The 13348-nt window shown below is 49.0% G+C and carries 15 protein-coding genes; 10 read left to right on the top strand and 5 right to left on the bottom strand.

The window, feature by feature from the left end; all coding sequences use genetic code 11:
* Positions 1-3 precede the first annotated feature (3 nt).
* Together ABD028_RS05965 and gmhB are read left to right on the top strand one after the other, a co-directional pair.
* Positions 4-765: an SDR family oxidoreductase gene (locus ABD028_RS05965; protein WP_102795007.1), complete on the top strand. Its 762-nt coding sequence runs from the start codon at positions 4-6 to the stop codon at positions 763-765.
* A gap of 937 nt (positions 766-1702) precedes the next feature.
* Positions 1703-2227 carry a D-glycero-beta-D-manno-heptose 1,7-bisphosphate 7-phosphatase gene (gene gmhB, locus ABD028_RS05960; RefSeq protein WP_343842887.1) on the top strand — a complete coding sequence of 175 codons (525 nt, stop codon included), beginning with the start codon at positions 1703-1705 and terminating at the stop codon, positions 2225-2227.
* A gap of 72 nt (positions 2228-2299) precedes the next feature.
* Here the strand turns inward: gmhB and ABD028_RS05955 are convergent, their stop codons facing one another.
* Together ABD028_RS05955 and ABD028_RS05950 are read right to left on the bottom strand one after the other, a co-directional pair.
* Positions 2300-3832, bottom strand: coding sequence for a DUF3413 domain-containing protein (locus ABD028_RS05955; protein ID WP_343842883.1), 1533 nt, complete (start codon positions 3830-3832; stop codon positions 2300-2302).
* A gap of 11 nt (positions 3833-3843) precedes the next feature.
* Entirely contained in the window at positions 3844-4080 is a 237-nt protein-coding gene (locus ABD028_RS05950) for a YejL family protein (RefSeq protein WP_343842880.1), read from the bottom strand.
* Between the two features lie 106 nt (positions 4081-4186).
* Here ABD028_RS05950 and yejK point away from each other — a divergent pair, with 106 nt between their 5' ends.
* The 3 genes from yejK (at position 4187) to ABD028_RS05935 (ending at position 6960) form a co-directional block, all read left to right on the top strand.
* Positions 4187-5203: a nucleoid-associated protein YejK gene (gene yejK / locus ABD028_RS05945; RefSeq protein ID WP_343842878.1), complete on the top strand. Its 1017-nt coding sequence runs from the start codon at positions 4187-4189 to the stop codon at positions 5201-5203.
* A gap of 88 nt (positions 5204-5291) precedes the next feature.
* Positions 5292-6173 carry a 6-carboxytetrahydropterin synthase gene (locus ABD028_RS05940; RefSeq protein ID WP_343842875.1) on the top strand — a complete coding sequence of 294 codons (882 nt, stop codon included), beginning with the start codon at positions 5292-5294 and terminating at the stop codon, positions 6171-6173.
* Positions 6166-6960 carry a M23 family metallopeptidase gene (locus ABD028_RS05935; protein WP_343842872.1) on the top strand — a complete coding sequence of 265 codons (795 nt, stop codon included), beginning with the start codon at positions 6166-6168 and terminating at the stop codon, positions 6958-6960. Before ABD028_RS05940 ends, ABD028_RS05935 begins: the two co-directional genes overlap by 8 nt.
* A gap of 46 nt (positions 6961-7006) precedes the next feature.
* On the opposite strand, the gene ABD028_RS05930 is transcribed toward ABD028_RS05935, so the two are convergent.
* The 3 genes from ABD028_RS05930 to ABD028_RS05920 form a co-directional block, all read right to left on the bottom strand.
* Positions 7007-7201, bottom strand: a complete 195-nt coding sequence (locus ABD028_RS05930) for a YwbE family protein (RefSeq protein ID WP_343842870.1) — start codon at positions 7199-7201, stop codon at positions 7007-7009.
* Between the two features lie 14 nt (positions 7202-7215).
* Positions 7216-7434, bottom strand: a complete 219-nt coding sequence (locus ABD028_RS05925) for a hypothetical protein (RefSeq protein ID WP_102795015.1) — start codon at positions 7432-7434, stop codon at positions 7216-7218.
* A gap of 87 nt (positions 7435-7521) precedes the next feature.
* Positions 7522-9384, bottom strand: a complete 1863-nt coding sequence (locus ABD028_RS05920; protein WP_343842867.1) for a M61 family metallopeptidase — start codon at positions 9382-9384, stop codon at positions 7522-7524.
* A 179-nt stretch (positions 9385-9563) separates the two neighbouring features.
* Here ABD028_RS05920 and ABD028_RS05915 point away from each other — a divergent pair, with 179 nt between their 5' ends.
* The 5 genes from ABD028_RS05915 (at position 9564) to ABD028_RS05895 (ending at position 13340) form a co-directional block, all read left to right on the top strand.
* Positions 9564-10175 carry a flagellar brake protein gene (locus ABD028_RS05915; protein ID WP_343842864.1) on the top strand — a complete coding sequence of 204 codons (612 nt, stop codon included), beginning with the start codon at positions 9564-9566 and terminating at the stop codon, positions 10173-10175.
* A gap of 39 nt (positions 10176-10214) precedes the next feature.
* On the top strand, positions 10215-10676 hold the full coding sequence (locus tag ABD028_RS05910) for an Mpo1 family 2-hydroxy fatty acid dioxygenase (RefSeq protein WP_343842861.1): 462 nt from the start codon (positions 10215-10217) through the stop codon (positions 10674-10676).
* Positions 10677-10821: 145 nt separating this feature from the next.
* Entirely contained in the window at positions 10822-11889 is a 1068-nt protein-coding gene (locus tag ABD028_RS05905) for a sensor histidine kinase (protein WP_102795017.1), read from the top strand.
* Positions 11873-12691: a LytR/AlgR family response regulator transcription factor gene (locus ABD028_RS05900; protein WP_343842858.1), complete on the top strand. Its 819-nt coding sequence runs from the start codon at positions 11873-11875 to the stop codon at positions 12689-12691. The genes ABD028_RS05905 and ABD028_RS05900 overlap by 17 nt, the downstream gene beginning before the upstream one ends.
* Position 12692: 1 nt before the next feature.
* Positions 12693-13340 (top strand): glutathione S-transferase family protein, encoded by a 648-nt coding sequence (locus tag ABD028_RS05895; RefSeq protein ID WP_343842855.1) that lies wholly within the window; start codon positions 12693-12695, stop codon positions 13338-13340.
* Positions 13341-13348 lie beyond the last annotated feature (8 nt).

Genomic DNA, 13348 nt, shown 5'->3' with positions numbered 1-13348 from the left:
TGTATGCAGTTGCAAGATCAAGTTATTGCCATCACCGGTGCTGCACAAGGACTGGGTTTGGCTATGGCAGAGTTTCTGGCGGCCAGGGGCGCTAAAATTGCTTTATTGGATATGCAGGCCGATGCGGTCAATCAGGCCGTGGACAAATTGACTCAGGCGGGCTTTAACGCCAAAGGCTTTGTGCTCAATGTGACCGATGAACAGCAGGTAGAGCAGACCTTCGCCGACATTGCTGCGCAGTTTGGCCGTCTGAATGGTCTGATAAACAGCGCCGGCATTATGCGTGATGGCATGTTGCTGAAGGTAAAAGACGGGCAGTTGGTGGACAAAATGTCCTTGAGTCAGTTTCAGTCGGTGCTTGACGTCAACCTGACCGGCACCTTCTTATGTGGCCGTGAAGCCGCCGCACAGATGATTAACACCAATAGCCAGGGTGTGATTATTAATATTTCCTCAGTATCCCGAGCTGGCAATGCCGGTCAGAGTAACTATTCGGCGTCTAAAGCCGGGGTAGCGGCCATGACCGTAACCTGGGCAAAAGAGCTGGCACGATTTGGTATTCGTACCGGCTGTATTGCCCCTGGCTTGGTGGAAACTGCCATGGCGGCACAAATGCGCCCGGAAATGCGTGAACGTTTTCTTAGCACCGTGCCCTTGCGCCGTTTGGCCGATCCGCAGGAAGTGGCCCATGCCGCAGGCTTTATCTTTGAAAATGACTACTTTACCGGACGGGTGCTGGAACTGGATGGTGGCACTCGGGTGTAAATTGGTTTAGTCGAACGCGATAGAGAATGGCTAAATAACTGACGCTAATTATGCGTCCACTTCTGCCAGTCCATGGTTGTTACCGGGAAATGGGCTGGCAGCCATCACAAATTGTCTCATATGCTCTAGTAAGTCGCTCAATCCATCGGCATTGGTGATTCAACGTTGTCATGCAATGCATTCCATTCCATTGTCTCTCGACTTGGTTGTCCCAGGACTGTAAACAGGCTAGAACAGCAGTTTGAACGCCGGATCTGTCCAAATAAAGCCTGGTTTTTCCGGTTCTTATGAGTGCTATTTCACTTTTATTTGTCTTCAAATGAAATGTATAAGCACCAAGCGAGTAATACGTAAATAGACATATTTTTAAAGTCAAACTCCCAGCCTAAAATATATGTTGTGACGCAATAATATGTTAGTTCGCAGAGTGTTAAGTATGTAAAAAAAGTCTTGTAGTTGAATTTCATTTTTTAAACTGAAGCTCCAATATAAAACTCTAGAATTATGAAGGCATTTTATTGCAGGTGTTTCAGCAGCGACGCTAAGCATCAACAGAGTCAATGGAACTGGTGTTGGTGAGGTATCGTGTGAACTTTCTGGTCTTATGCAGGCAACATCACTGGATGTTTGTCTACATCCAGCATAAGTCAGATTCAGTATTAGCGATAAACTATTGAATCCATACTTAGATTTATTCACTTGACGAGTATCAATCCCTGACAACACTAGTGTTTTACTTTACTTATGTTGCAAAATTATTAATAAGTCGCCCAAGTTTTGTCGGATTATAAGTTGGGCAAGTTGGTCGTTGTGCAAAAGATATGTATGGGCATAAGAGACCAAGTTTGTTAACCAATCTGGGTGAGCTGCAAGAAAGCGCACTGAAAACGCTAATTCTGTTATCCTCTTGCCCCTCTCGCAGTTATTGAGTCGTTCTATGCATAAGGCACTGTTTCTGGACCGGGACGGGGTGATTAATCTCGATCATGGTTATGTGTATAAGCCACAAGACTTTCAGTTTGTTGAAGGGATATTTGCGCTATGCCGGCGCTTTCACCAGGCGGGTTACCTGCTGGTGGTGGTGACCAATCAGTCTGGTATCGGCCGGGGCTATTATAGTGAAGCGGATTTTGCCCAGCTAACGGAATGGATGAAGCAGCGCTTTATTGAACAGCAGGCCCCGCTGGCTGGTGTGTATTACTGCCCCCATCATAGTGAAAGTGCTCAGGGCCAATACAAACTGGCTTGCGACTGCCGCAAACCCGAGCCCGGTATGTTGCTCCAGGCCGCCAAAGACTTGAATATTGATCTTAGCCAATCGGTGATGGTGGGGGATAAAGTCTCAGACATGCAGGCGGCCGAGCGGGCCGGGGTCAAAAAGCGATATTTCTTTGCACACCCGGGCACTGAAGGAGCACCCCAAGGGAGTGTAGCAATTCACAAGCTGACTAACATTCCCTAGCAAAACCTAGGCTTGAACTCTAAACAGCTTCTAAATAAAGCCGACAAATTGTCGGCTTTATTTTGTTGCGGGTTATCGATGTTCAGCAAAGCGGCTCAGATGTTTAATCGCCTGGCTGAGCCGGCTCATATTCAAACTGTTGGGACTTTGTTCACCGCTTTGCAAATCATAGATTTTGTAGTTGCCCTGCGGATCGACTTCTACCCGCTGGTTGTCATCCAGCAGCACCAGTTTGCCGTTATTGTTACTGATCAGCCAGTTGCGCTGCACATTGGTCAGGGATTGGCCGGTACTGTAATTCAGGCTTGGCGCATTACAACCCAACAGTCCCATCAAGGTGGGTAATAAATCTTCATGACTGGATACTGTGCCATTTAACGCCATGCTGCTAAACAAGCCAACTTGTTGATTGGGGCGCATTTGCGTTAGCAGCAGTTGACTGTGCTGGTGCAAATCGCCGCTCATTAAGGTGTTCAGTTGCTCAGCATTGACAAAGCCTATTGCCAGCTTGGGACCAGGCTGACTAACCTGATTGAAAAACTCTGGCCAGTCTTTACTCAGGCTTTGCACTCCAGAGGGCAAACGTTGTGCTGAATAAATCAGGGTAGGTAAACCCAGTTTATGGGTTAAATCCAGCGGAACCGGCCGCTGGCCCTGCAAGGCGGACTGATACAGGGACGGCAGACCATAGAGTACCGAGAATCTGGCCGCGGATTGTTCGGCGGCCACATCAAAATGTTGTGGGTGATGCTTAAGGGCCAGGGCTGAACCCAAATGCCCCAGTTGCACGGGCTCAGTTGCCACCAACAGTACTAGGCTGGCCTGGTCACGAATACCACAGTATACAGGCGCAGCCGGATAGGTAACGGCATTAAACTGGCTGTCCAGTTGCAGTTCTTTGCGACGTTGGTAACTTTGAATATCCAGCAATCCATACTTGGACATCAGGGTTTTGGCGGTGGCCGGATACGACAAGGGGAACATGTCGTCCTGCTTAATAATGGGCTGATACAAGTTGGCATCGGCCCAGATATGGCTGCCGTGACTGCTGACAAAACACAACACAAAAAAGCTCAAAATAGGTAAGCCAATGCGCTTCTTCTGAAAGCGTTCAATGCGCTTCCACAAGGCATTTGCCATCATTAACTGAAAAGACAGCCACACAACAAACAGCAAACCCAGGTAACTCCATTGCTGCCAGCTGAAGTTCATCATGGCATTGCGGGTTTCTGAGCGAATCACATCGGCAGAACCCAGGCTAAGATGCAGACCGTGTTTATTGTAGAGCAGGGCATCGAAGGCAAGCAGTGCCAACCCCACCGCGGCAAACACCGAACTGATGCCCTTGACCACCCTGACATTGGGTAGCAGATAACACAAGGGCAGTACAAACAGGATAAACCCCATAAAGGTCAGAAACGCAATATGGCTGAACCAGTTGCTAAGCAGGTAAACCACCCCAAGGCCGCTTTCTGGCATCGGGGAGTTAAAGACGTAGATAGACGCAATCACTATGGCTATCAAAATATTGCTAAGCGCAAACCAATGGCCCCAACTGACCAGTTTCGTCACGCGTTGCCTTCTGGGGGTATCACCAAGTATCATATTATGCTGCTTTATTCCTTGCGCGCGGCTTGCTTCGTGTCAATGCTTTTGAGCAGAATCTGGCTGAATTGTTCAGCCATGGCCTGGCGATTTTGTGGTGCGACCTGATGATTGAAGACATTCGTCACCAGGTTGCCTAACGCCATTAGCGACAAATCGCGACCGGCCTGGTGTTTTTCCAGTACGGCAATCAAATCCTGGGTGAGTTGGTCGAATTGTGCATCTGAATATTTGGACTTTTGCGGCATGCTGTCATTCTTTGAAATTGTCTGTGCCCAAGTTTACCAATCCGTTGCCGCTATCGCTACGACAACTGCTTAATTTATAACTATTTGCTAAAGGCTGTTTGTATTCATGAGTGCTGTTATTCAAGATTTTATTGTCCATCAACTAAGAATCAATGCTGAGCAGGAACTGGTCTTGGTGCCTAAGGCAGCCTGTTTCTCCATCAGTGCGCAAATAGAAGAGCTGGCCCAGCAACTGCACCACAGTTATAACGCCAAACCTGGTAAAGGGGTAGGCGCATTGAGTGATGAAGAGCATCCGGATTTTGCCCAGTTGCTCGCCCAGTTACAGGGCGAGCAGTTGGATTTTCACGCATTCAGTGTGAGCATTGCCGAGTTACTGAAAAAGACGCTGCTGGACTTTGCTACGCCGGAAAGCGGCTTTGTGATTTTCAGCCGCTATCAGTTTCTTGCCACCGACTATTTGCTGGTCGCACTGGTGAACACTAAAGAGCATGTAGAAATCAATCATGAATTGGAGCTGACCTACAGCGATCACCTTGACCTGGCTCGTATGCAACTGGCTGCCAGGGTGGACCTGACCGAAATGCGGGTCAATGCTGACAAGCAGCGTTACGTCAGTTTTATTAAAGGTCGGGCAGGGCGTAAAGTCTCGGATTTCTTTCTGAGTTTTCTCGGCTGCCAGGAATTAGTGGATATCAAGCAACAGAACAAGCAGCTTGTGGCATCGGTGGATGAATACCTGGCGTCTGAGCAGTTAGCCCCGCAAGAGAAGCAGCAAAGCCGTCAGGCGGTGGCAGAGTATTACAAAGAGAAACTGGATTTGGGGGAAGATATCAATATTCAGGAGCTGTCCGGCCGCTTGCCCGGTGATGAAGGCGGAACGTTCTATGATTTCGTTAAAACCGAGATCAGTGAGAGTCCGCTGGAAGAGGTTTTTCAGGCTGATCGCGGCGCACTTAAAGGTCTTAGTAAGTTTAGCGGCGCAGGCGGCGGCGTCACTATCAGTTTTGATCGAGCATTGTATGGTGAACGGGTTCGCTACGATATCAATACCGATACCCTGGTTATCAAGGGCATTCCCCCCAATCTTAAGGATCAGTTGTTAAAGCAGGCTAAGGAATAATGTCTGGCGCCAGACGCAAGCCTGTGCTTTTACATTGGCCCATTTCGGGCCTTATAATACTTACTGATTTTTTAAAGTGTCCTTCCTGATGCAACTATTCGTAAATGACCTGACTGTAATGGATTTTTCTTACCTGTGCCCACGACGTGGCATGGTAGGAGAAAGCTGGATTGTGGATGTAATTCTGGACGGTGGTCTGAATGAAGAAAGCATGGTGCTGGACTTTTCCAAAGTCAAAAAGCAGTTGAAGCGACTGATTGATGAACATGTGGATCACAAACTGCTGGTACCCGCTGAGCATGAATTTGCCAGGGTCAAACACGACCCGCTGACCGACCAGGTTAACCTGGACTTTTTACGCCCGGATGGCCGTTCTATCCATTTGCATTGTCCACCTGAGGCCTATGCCTTTATCTATTCCGAAGAAGTGACTATGGCGTCGGTCAGTCAGTATCTGAAGGAAATCATTGCCACGGAGTTACCGGATAATGTTCAGGGCCTGACGCTGATGCTGCGTGAAGAGGTGATTGATGGCCCCTACTATCACTACACCCATGGTCTGAAAAAACACGATGGCAATTGCCAGCGTATTGCCCATGGCCATCGCTCCAGGGTCAAGGTGGTCAAAAATTCCCAGCAGGATATCCAATCAGAGCGTTATTGGGCAAAGCGCTGGCAGGATATATATATTGGCACCCGAGAGGATTTGGTATCTCAAAGCCAGTTGCATCTGTCAGAACATGCTAGTGAACTGGACTTTTCTGAGCATTATCTGTTTGCTTATGAGTCCTCGCAGGGCTTATTTGAGCTGATTATTCCAAAATCAGAATCCGATCTGGTAGATACTGACTCCACAGTTGAGTGCCTGGCTCAATTTATGGCCGATGAGCATAAACGCATGGAGCCTGATGCCGAGTTTCAGGTATTTGCTTTTGAAGGCGTGGGCAAGGGAGCTATCGCCTATGCCTAGGTTGCTGCTTGCTCTGCTGCTGATATCCGGCTTGGCGCAGGCTGTTGAGCTAGAAGGGCAAATGGTACAAGGCACGTTGTTGCGTGGCCAGGTGGCGCCCGGTACCCAGGTGCGTTTAAATGACAAGCCGATTAAGGTTTCTGCGCAAGGCCATTTTGTTTTAGGTTTTGGTCGTGATGCGGCACTTGAACATCAGCTTAGTCTCATCGATAGCCGGGGTAGCAGGCCGCAGACCATTAGCCTTAACGCCAGAGAATATGATATCCAGCGTATTGAAGGGGTGGCGCAAAAGTATGTCTCGCCACCCAAAGAGGTTACTGAACGTATCGCCAGAGACAATCGCCAGATTGGCGAAGCCCGTGCGATAAACAGCGACCGGCTGGATTTCCTGCAGGACTTTATCTGGCCTGCCGAAGGCAGAGTTTCCGGTGTATACGGCAGCCAGCGGGTGTTTAACGGGGTCCCTAAACGGCCACATTTTGGTCTGGATGTCGCAGGCCCCATAGGCACAGCGGTGGTGGCCCCCGCCGATGCTGTGGTGACCTTATTTGTACCCGATATGTATTATTCCGGTGGCACATTGATTCTGGATCATGGTTTTGGCGTGTCCTCCACCTTTATTCATTTATCCAAAAGTCTGGTTAAGGTTGGGGATGAAGTTAAACAAGGCCAGAAGATTGCCGAAATAGGTAACACCGGCCGGGTGACCGGGCCGCATCTGGACTGGCGCATCAATTGGTTTGGCGAGCGCATTGATCCTCAATTGTTAGTGCCTGAACGTCACTAACTTTCATTGCTTGTTTGTGTCGTGATCCTGCAGAAAATACCAATGACTAAGCAAGTATTTTCTGTACTCTTCCAACCACACCGGATTCAAGCCTGACTTTAATGCCATGAGGATGATTGGGCGAATTGGTCAGTATTGCCTGTACCACACCCTCGGTTAGTTTGCCGCTACGCTGATCTTGCTTTTGCACGACCGCGACCTGCAGCCCCTTACGGATATTACTTCTGATTTGCCCGCTCACAGACGGCTCCCTGGTTAGTTGGTTTCTCGGCCACCGTGACTGGCAGCCAGGTCATCCAGCTCGCTGCTGGTTGCATCAAAGCCCTGCTCCTGGTAGCGGTAACTGACCCTGACGCTGCTTGGGCCACGATGAAATTTAGCCTCAACATCGGCCACTGACCAGTGTTTAAGGGCATTCAGGAAGCGATAGGCATCCTGTTCGGTATCAAATTGATAAGCTAACTGTACTTGCATTGCATTTGTTCATGGTTAACGGCTGTCGCTGGCCAAGCGCCAGCGGCAGATTTAGCACCAAAAGGCTTACCTTTGGTGCGGTGATTATCAGCCAATAATGTTTTGCCACAGCATACTGCGCTGGGCATCTGTTTCCGTCAGCATTACCACATATTTGGGGGCTGGCGCTGGCACGACCTGCAAGTTTAACAGTTGTTGGTTCCGAAACAGATGAATTTCGACCTGTTGGCCAGCCGGTTGATTTTGCAAAATATTCGCCAGGTTAGTGCTGTCCAGCTTCTGCTTGTCCAGTGCGATAAGGATATCCTTGGGGCATAGGCCAGCTTGTTCCGCAGGTGAATCCTGCATCACCGTCTGAATTTCCACGCCCAGTGCATGAGAGCGGTATTGAAAGCCCAACCAGGGATTATGCGAGTTTTCTTCTGCCTTCAATAGATCGCCAAGCTGTGGTGCCTGCAATGTCAGTTCAATGCCAACTTGGTTTAGCAATGTGGCTAAGGGGATGCGCTCGGCGTTATGCAACAATGCCTTAAAGGCCTGCTCCTGATCCTGGCCGCTGAATTGGCTTAACAAACGAATAAAATCCGCTTCGCTGGTGCCCTGGCCACTTTGACCGAATTGTTGCCAGAGCGCTCGCATCAGATCATCCAGACTGTGTTTGCCCTGGCTTCCCAACCGGATGCTGAGGTCCATCCAAAGGGCGACCAGGCTGCCCTTAGTGTAATAACTGACAATATTGTTCGGCGCGTCTTCACCTTGCTGATAGAAACGGGTCCAGCTGTCAAAGCTGGAGTCAGCCACCGACTGTTTTAATTCGCCCTGACCGCGCAATACCCTGGTATAGGTTTTTGCCAGCAGCGCCAGGTAGTCCTGAAAGCTGATCAGGCTGCAGCGGTACAGGCTGAAATCATCGTAATAGGAGGTAATCCCCTCAAAGGCCCATAACTGGCTGGTATGGTTTTCCCGGCCAAGGTCCGGATTATGCAGCTCCTGTGGCTTAATGCGACAAACATTCCAGGCATGGAAATATTCATGGGATGCCAAAGACAGGAATGTTTTATAACCGTCAGACATGTGCTCAGGACGATTTGCATTGGGAAAGTCAAAGTTTGAGCACAATAACGCAGTGGAATTTTTATGTTCCAGTCCGCCAAAACCCTCAGGCAGAATATTAGTCAAAAACCAATACTCCTTGAAGGGAGCTTGCTGGGACTGCGGTTCAAACAAGCGGATATGGTGTTCACAGAGTTTGGCTAAATCTGCACAGAGCCGGTGCTTATCCGCATAATGTTTGCCGGTCAGAATCAAATGATGGGGAATACCCAATACATCAAACTCGAAAGCGTCGAAGCAGCCGATTTCCACCGGGCAGTCGATAAGCTCTGCATAATCTGCTGCCAGATAATGGCCAAAAGCATATTTCTCTGTATTCTGCTGGCGGGCAAGGCCGGTTGCCACACGCCACTGATGTTTTTCTGGCGGCGCCACCAGTTCCAACTGATGGGGTAAATGGGCCATGCTTTCAATTTTCAGAAACACACTGGTGCCATTAAAAAAGGCCCGTTCATCATCCAGATAAGCGGTGCGCACCGAGCTGTCAAAAGCGTAAACCTCATAGCACAAGGTACAAGCCAGCCCATGACTGGTTAGCAGCCAGTTTTGCTTATCTATTTTGACCAGTGGCAGAGGCGTTTGTTTGGCGGTGCATTTCGCCTCGATTTTGACGATATGTCTGGCAAAATCACGAATCATGTAAGAGCCAGGGATCCAGGCCGGTAAACTGAGTTGAAGCTGCTCAGGCTGGTGAGCCGGGATATGCAGCTCAACAGTGAACAGGTGACGCTTGCGTTGGGTCAGATCAACCCGGTAATCAATGTACATGTTTAAACCCTGAATCGATTCTTTTGTGACAATGTTGTTGCTGATGAAGCGTTGTGTTTGCTTCAACATGCGGCTACATTGTGCATATACCAGCGAAATATTCGACTTTGCCGGTGTTATGCTCGCTAAATCATAAAGATAATAATGATAACTGGATTGCCCGAACGGTTGAATACATGGCGATTTTAAATGAAAAAGTAGGGCTCTCGAATTCCGATCTACGCAAGTTGCGTTCTATGAGACCAGGTATGGTCCTCGATATTCAGGTCAAATCACCCACTGCAGCCAAACGAGTCCGCACCGAGTTTGTTGGTATGGACGGTACCCGCTGTATTATTTTGCGTTATCCCGACGAAGGCAAATGGGGTAACCTTAAAGACGCTATTTATGCTGACAACAGCATGATCGTGCGCTTTATCTTAGAAGACGAAACCGGCGAAGTCATCGCCTTTAAAAGCCGGATCTTGCTGGTCGCCACCAAGCCCACCCAACTGGTATTTGTCACTTTTCCTATGGCGATACAAAACCAGGGACTGCGCAGCGACAAGCGCACCAGTACCCGTACCCCGGTGGAATTGTCTGATGGCGAAAACGGTGCACCGCTGTTTGACGCATTGGTACTGGATATTTCCGCCAGTGGCTGCCGGGTGGGCGTCAAGCGTTCAGTGCAAGGTGGAGTGAAGCTGACCGGCAAACATTTGCTCTTGTCCATCCGGCCGGTCAAAGACAATGTCTATCGCCTTAAGGGGCAGGTGATGAACCACAAGGCCGATGAAGAATACAATTACTACGGAATCAAGTTTGAGCAGGGTGATGAACAAATCAACCCGCTGTTGTCGGAAATACTTATAGACTTCTAGGTAGACCATGGAGCTACCGCCATAAAAGGAGCGAGACAGATGCGACAGATTGATGCGTTGTTAAATGAATATGGTGAAAGCCATACCAACAAAACCAATATCCTGATCCATGCCATTGCGGTGCCGTCCATTTATTTTGTCACTGTGGGGCTGATATGGTCTATTCCGGTACCGGATTTTATTGCTTACTTCGGCGCTACCTGGGCCCATGTGCTGATGATTCCCACCCTTTACTATTATTTCAGATTGTCAGGGCCGATAGGGGCAGCGATGACGCTGTTATCCATTCTGGTGTTTCTGGGTATCAGGTTGTTGGTGGTATTAGACATTTCCGTGTGGCAGTTTTGCCTGACGCTGTTTGTACTGATGTGGATCCTGCAATTTGTCGGTCACCATATCGAAGGTAAGAAACCCTCTTTTTTCAAAGATCTTCAGTTTCTGCTGGTGGGGCCAGCCTGGTGGTGGGTGCATTGGCTGAAAAGAATGAATATCAGCTATTGACGGCAAATTCACTTACGCCACCTTGACCAGCATTGCGGCGGATGACGTAAGGCTTACGACCAGCAGCCTCGGGTCAATCTATTAAAGCCGTATAATTCAAATGGTTGTTATCTCCTGAGAGTTAGGTTTGATCCACTGGCTGAAAATGTTTGACGACAGAGAGCGTCAGTTTTGGTTGTTGCACACAGGTGGCTGGGCCGGCTTTGCCCTGATCTATTACCTGGGGTCTTTCCTGCACGATATGCGCAGTATCTGGTTGTTTGTGATACTGCTCAATGCCTATGCCGGTTGGTTGATTACCATTCCCCTGCGCTATGTGTTCCGCCGTTTGTGGCGCTTGCAGACCTGGCAAATGGTGCTGTCTGCGCTGCTGTGCTCCTATTTTGTTGGTGTACTTTGGGCGGTGATTAAGAACATCAACTATTGGGAAATCTATAAACACGGTTATCGCCCGGATGAATGGATTTATTACTTTAGCAACAGCGTTAACAGTTTTTCTGTGATTGTGTGCTGGAGTGGTTTGTACTTCGGTATTAAGTACTACCAACTTATGCAGCATGAAAAACAAAATGCTTTGAAGGCCTCTACCATGGCCCATCAGGCCCATCTGAAAATGTTACGCTATCAGCTTAATCCGCACTTTTTGTTTAACACTCTCAATGCTATTTCGACCCTGGTGCTGATTAAAGAGAATGACACCGCCAATGCGATGGTGTCGAGGTTAAGTGATTTTCTGCGCTATTCGCTGGACAAAGATCCCATTAAGAAAGTCCCTCTTGAGCAGGAAATTCAGGCCATAGAGATGTATCTTGATATTGAAAAGGTGCGTTTTGAAGACAGGTTGACGGTGCAGTGGGATGTCGCCGCTGAGACGCGTGAAGCATTGGTGCCCAGTCTTATTTTGCAGCCACTGATAGAAAATGCCATTAAATACGCCATCGCCCGCACAGAGCAGGGCGGCTGTATTGCTATCAGTGCCAAAGCCTTTGGTCGTGACCTGCTGATAGAAGTAGCAGATAATGGGCCTGGCGCTGATATTGTGAACGGCCAGTTACAACGAAACGGTGGCGTGGGCTTACCCAACATCCGTGAACGATTGCAATCTTTGTACGCTAATAATTTTTCCTTTGTGATCGCCCAGAATCAGCCATCTGGGGTCAAAGTCAGTATCAGAATTCCTTATCAGGTAGGTCAGGATGCAAACCAAGATTAGAACTATCATTGTAGACGACGAACCACTGGCGAGACGTGGTCTGGCGGTACGTTTAGGCGACTTTGCCAACATTGAAGTGCTGGACGAATGCAAGAACGGCCTGGAGGCTGTGGAGAAAATAAGCAAGCTGCAGCCGGATTTAGTTTTTCTGGATATTCAGATGCCAGGGCTGAACGGCTTTCAGGTTATCAATCAGTTACGGGAAAAAAGCCGTAATCTGCCGTTGATTGTCTTTGTTACGGCCTATGATACCTATGCTATCAAAGCCTTTGATGTACATGCACTTGACTATGTGCTTAAGCCTGTGGACGACAAGCGTCTTAAGGCGGCAGTGGACAAGGTGTGCCAAACGCTGGAATTGCGCCAGGAGGGCAGTCGCAAAGACAAACTAGCCCGTTTGGTGGCGGATATTACCGGTGACGATTGCGAAGAGATTCTGCGCCGCCTGGCAGACGGCGAACCTATCAGTCAGTATCCGGATATTCTGGCGATTAAAGATGGCAATGAAGTCACCCGGGTGCCGGTTACGGATATTCAGTGGATTGACGCGGCCGGTGACTATATGTGTGTGCACGCCGGTGACAACACGCACATTATGCGGCGTACCATGAAAGAACTGGAAGAGGAGCTGGACCCGCGCCGGTTTGTGCGCGTTCACCGCAGCGCCATCGCTAATATCCAGTTTGTCAGTAAGCTGGTAAGCCATGTCAGTGGCGAATATCACCTGGTCCTGCAAAATGGTACGGAGCTGAAAGTCAGCCGCAGCCACAGGGACAGAGTTAAGAATATGATTCACCAATGATATGCAGAAGCCCTTGTTACTGGCTGCCAGGGGAGGCGGCTCCGCAATAGTGGAAGCGCAGTTTATACTGTGCGGTCTGGACTATGAGGTTGATTACCTGGAATGGCAGCAACTGGCAGAGCCAGGTAGTCGGCTTGCAAAATATAATCCGCTGCGGGAAATTCCGACTCTGGTGTTAGCGGACGGACAAGTACTGAGTGAATCTGCGGCTATTACCTTATGGCTTGGCGATTTTAATGCGTTGCTGGTCCCTCAAGCCGCAGAAAGCCAGCGAGTGCCGTTTTTGCGTCGGCTTATCTGGTTAGTGAGTGCCTTATATCCCACCTTTACCTTTGGCGATCATCCCGAACGTTTTGTCGGCGCAGCAGAATCTGATGCACTGCGCCGTAGCACCGATGGGCGCCGTCAGCAGCTTTGGTTGCAATGGGAAAAAGAAGTCAGGCCTGAGCCTTACTTGTTGGGTAATCGTCTGACAGCACTGGATATTTACCTGTGTGTCATGTGCTGTTGGCGGCCAAGACCTGCCTGGTTTGCCAGCCATTGCCCAAAGTTGTTTACGGTGGCAAAACGGATATCCGCTATTCCTGAGTTACAGGCCTTGTGGAAACGCAATGAATTAAATTGGAAGATTAAAGTGGCTAACAGCTAACACTGTCC

The sequence above is a fragment of the Bowmanella denitrificans genome (genome assembly GCF_039522935.1).
In the GTDB taxonomy this organism is placed as follows: domain Bacteria; phylum Pseudomonadota; class Gammaproteobacteria; order Enterobacterales; family Alteromonadaceae; genus Bowmanella; species Bowmanella denitrificans.
This window is presented reverse-complemented; position numbering and strand designations above follow the sequence as displayed.

Excerpts from the sequence above, each read along its gene's own strand:
- ABD028_RS05895 (WP_343842855.1), top strand. The coding sequence starts at position 12,693 with ATGCAGAAGCCCTTGTTACTGGCTGCCAGGGGAGGCGGCTCCGCAATA.
- ABD028_RS05920 (WP_343842867.1), bottom strand. The coding sequence starts at position 9,384 with ATGTTGAAGCAAACACAACGCTTCATCAGCAACAACATTGTCACAAAA.
- ABD028_RS05900 (WP_343842858.1), top strand. The coding sequence starts at position 11,873 with ATGCAAACCAAGATTAGAACTATCATTGTAGACGACGAACCACTGGCG.
- ABD028_RS05910 (WP_343842861.1), top strand. The coding sequence starts at position 10,215 with ATGCGACAGATTGATGCGTTGTTAAATGAATATGGTGAAAGCCATACC.
- ABD028_RS05915 (WP_343842864.1), top strand. The coding sequence starts at position 9,564 with ATGGTCCTCGATATTCAGGTCAAATCACCCACTGCAGCCAAACGAGTC.
- ABD028_RS05940 (WP_343842875.1), top strand. The coding sequence starts at position 5,292 with ATGCAACTATTCGTAAATGACCTGACTGTAATGGATTTTTCTTACCTG.
- ABD028_RS05950 (WP_343842880.1), bottom strand. The coding sequence starts at position 4,080 with ATGCCGCAAAAGTCCAAATATTCAGATGCACAATTCGACCAACTCACC.
- gmhB (WP_343842887.1), top strand. The coding sequence starts at position 1,703 with ATGCATAAGGCACTGTTTCTGGACCGGGACGGGGTGATTAATCTCGAT.
- ABD028_RS05905 (WP_102795017.1), top strand. The coding sequence starts at position 10,822 with ATGTTTGACGACAGAGAGCGTCAGTTTTGGTTGTTGCACACAGGTGGC.
- ABD028_RS05965 (WP_102795007.1), top strand. The coding sequence starts at position 4 with ATGCAGTTGCAAGATCAAGTTATTGCCATCACCGGTGCTGCACAAGGA.
- ABD028_RS05935 (WP_343842872.1), top strand. The coding sequence starts at position 6,166 with ATGCCTAGGTTGCTGCTTGCTCTGCTGCTGATATCCGGCTTGGCGCAG.
- ABD028_RS05955 (WP_343842883.1), bottom strand. The coding sequence starts at position 3,832 with ATGATACTTGGTGATACCCCCAGAAGGCAACGCGTGACGAAACTGGTC.
- ABD028_RS05925 (WP_102795015.1), bottom strand. The coding sequence starts at position 7,434 with ATGCAAGTACAGTTAGCTTATCAATTTGATACCGAACAGGATGCCTAT.
- yejK (WP_343842878.1), top strand. The coding sequence starts at position 4,187 with ATGAGTGCTGTTATTCAAGATTTTATTGTCCATCAACTAAGAATCAAT.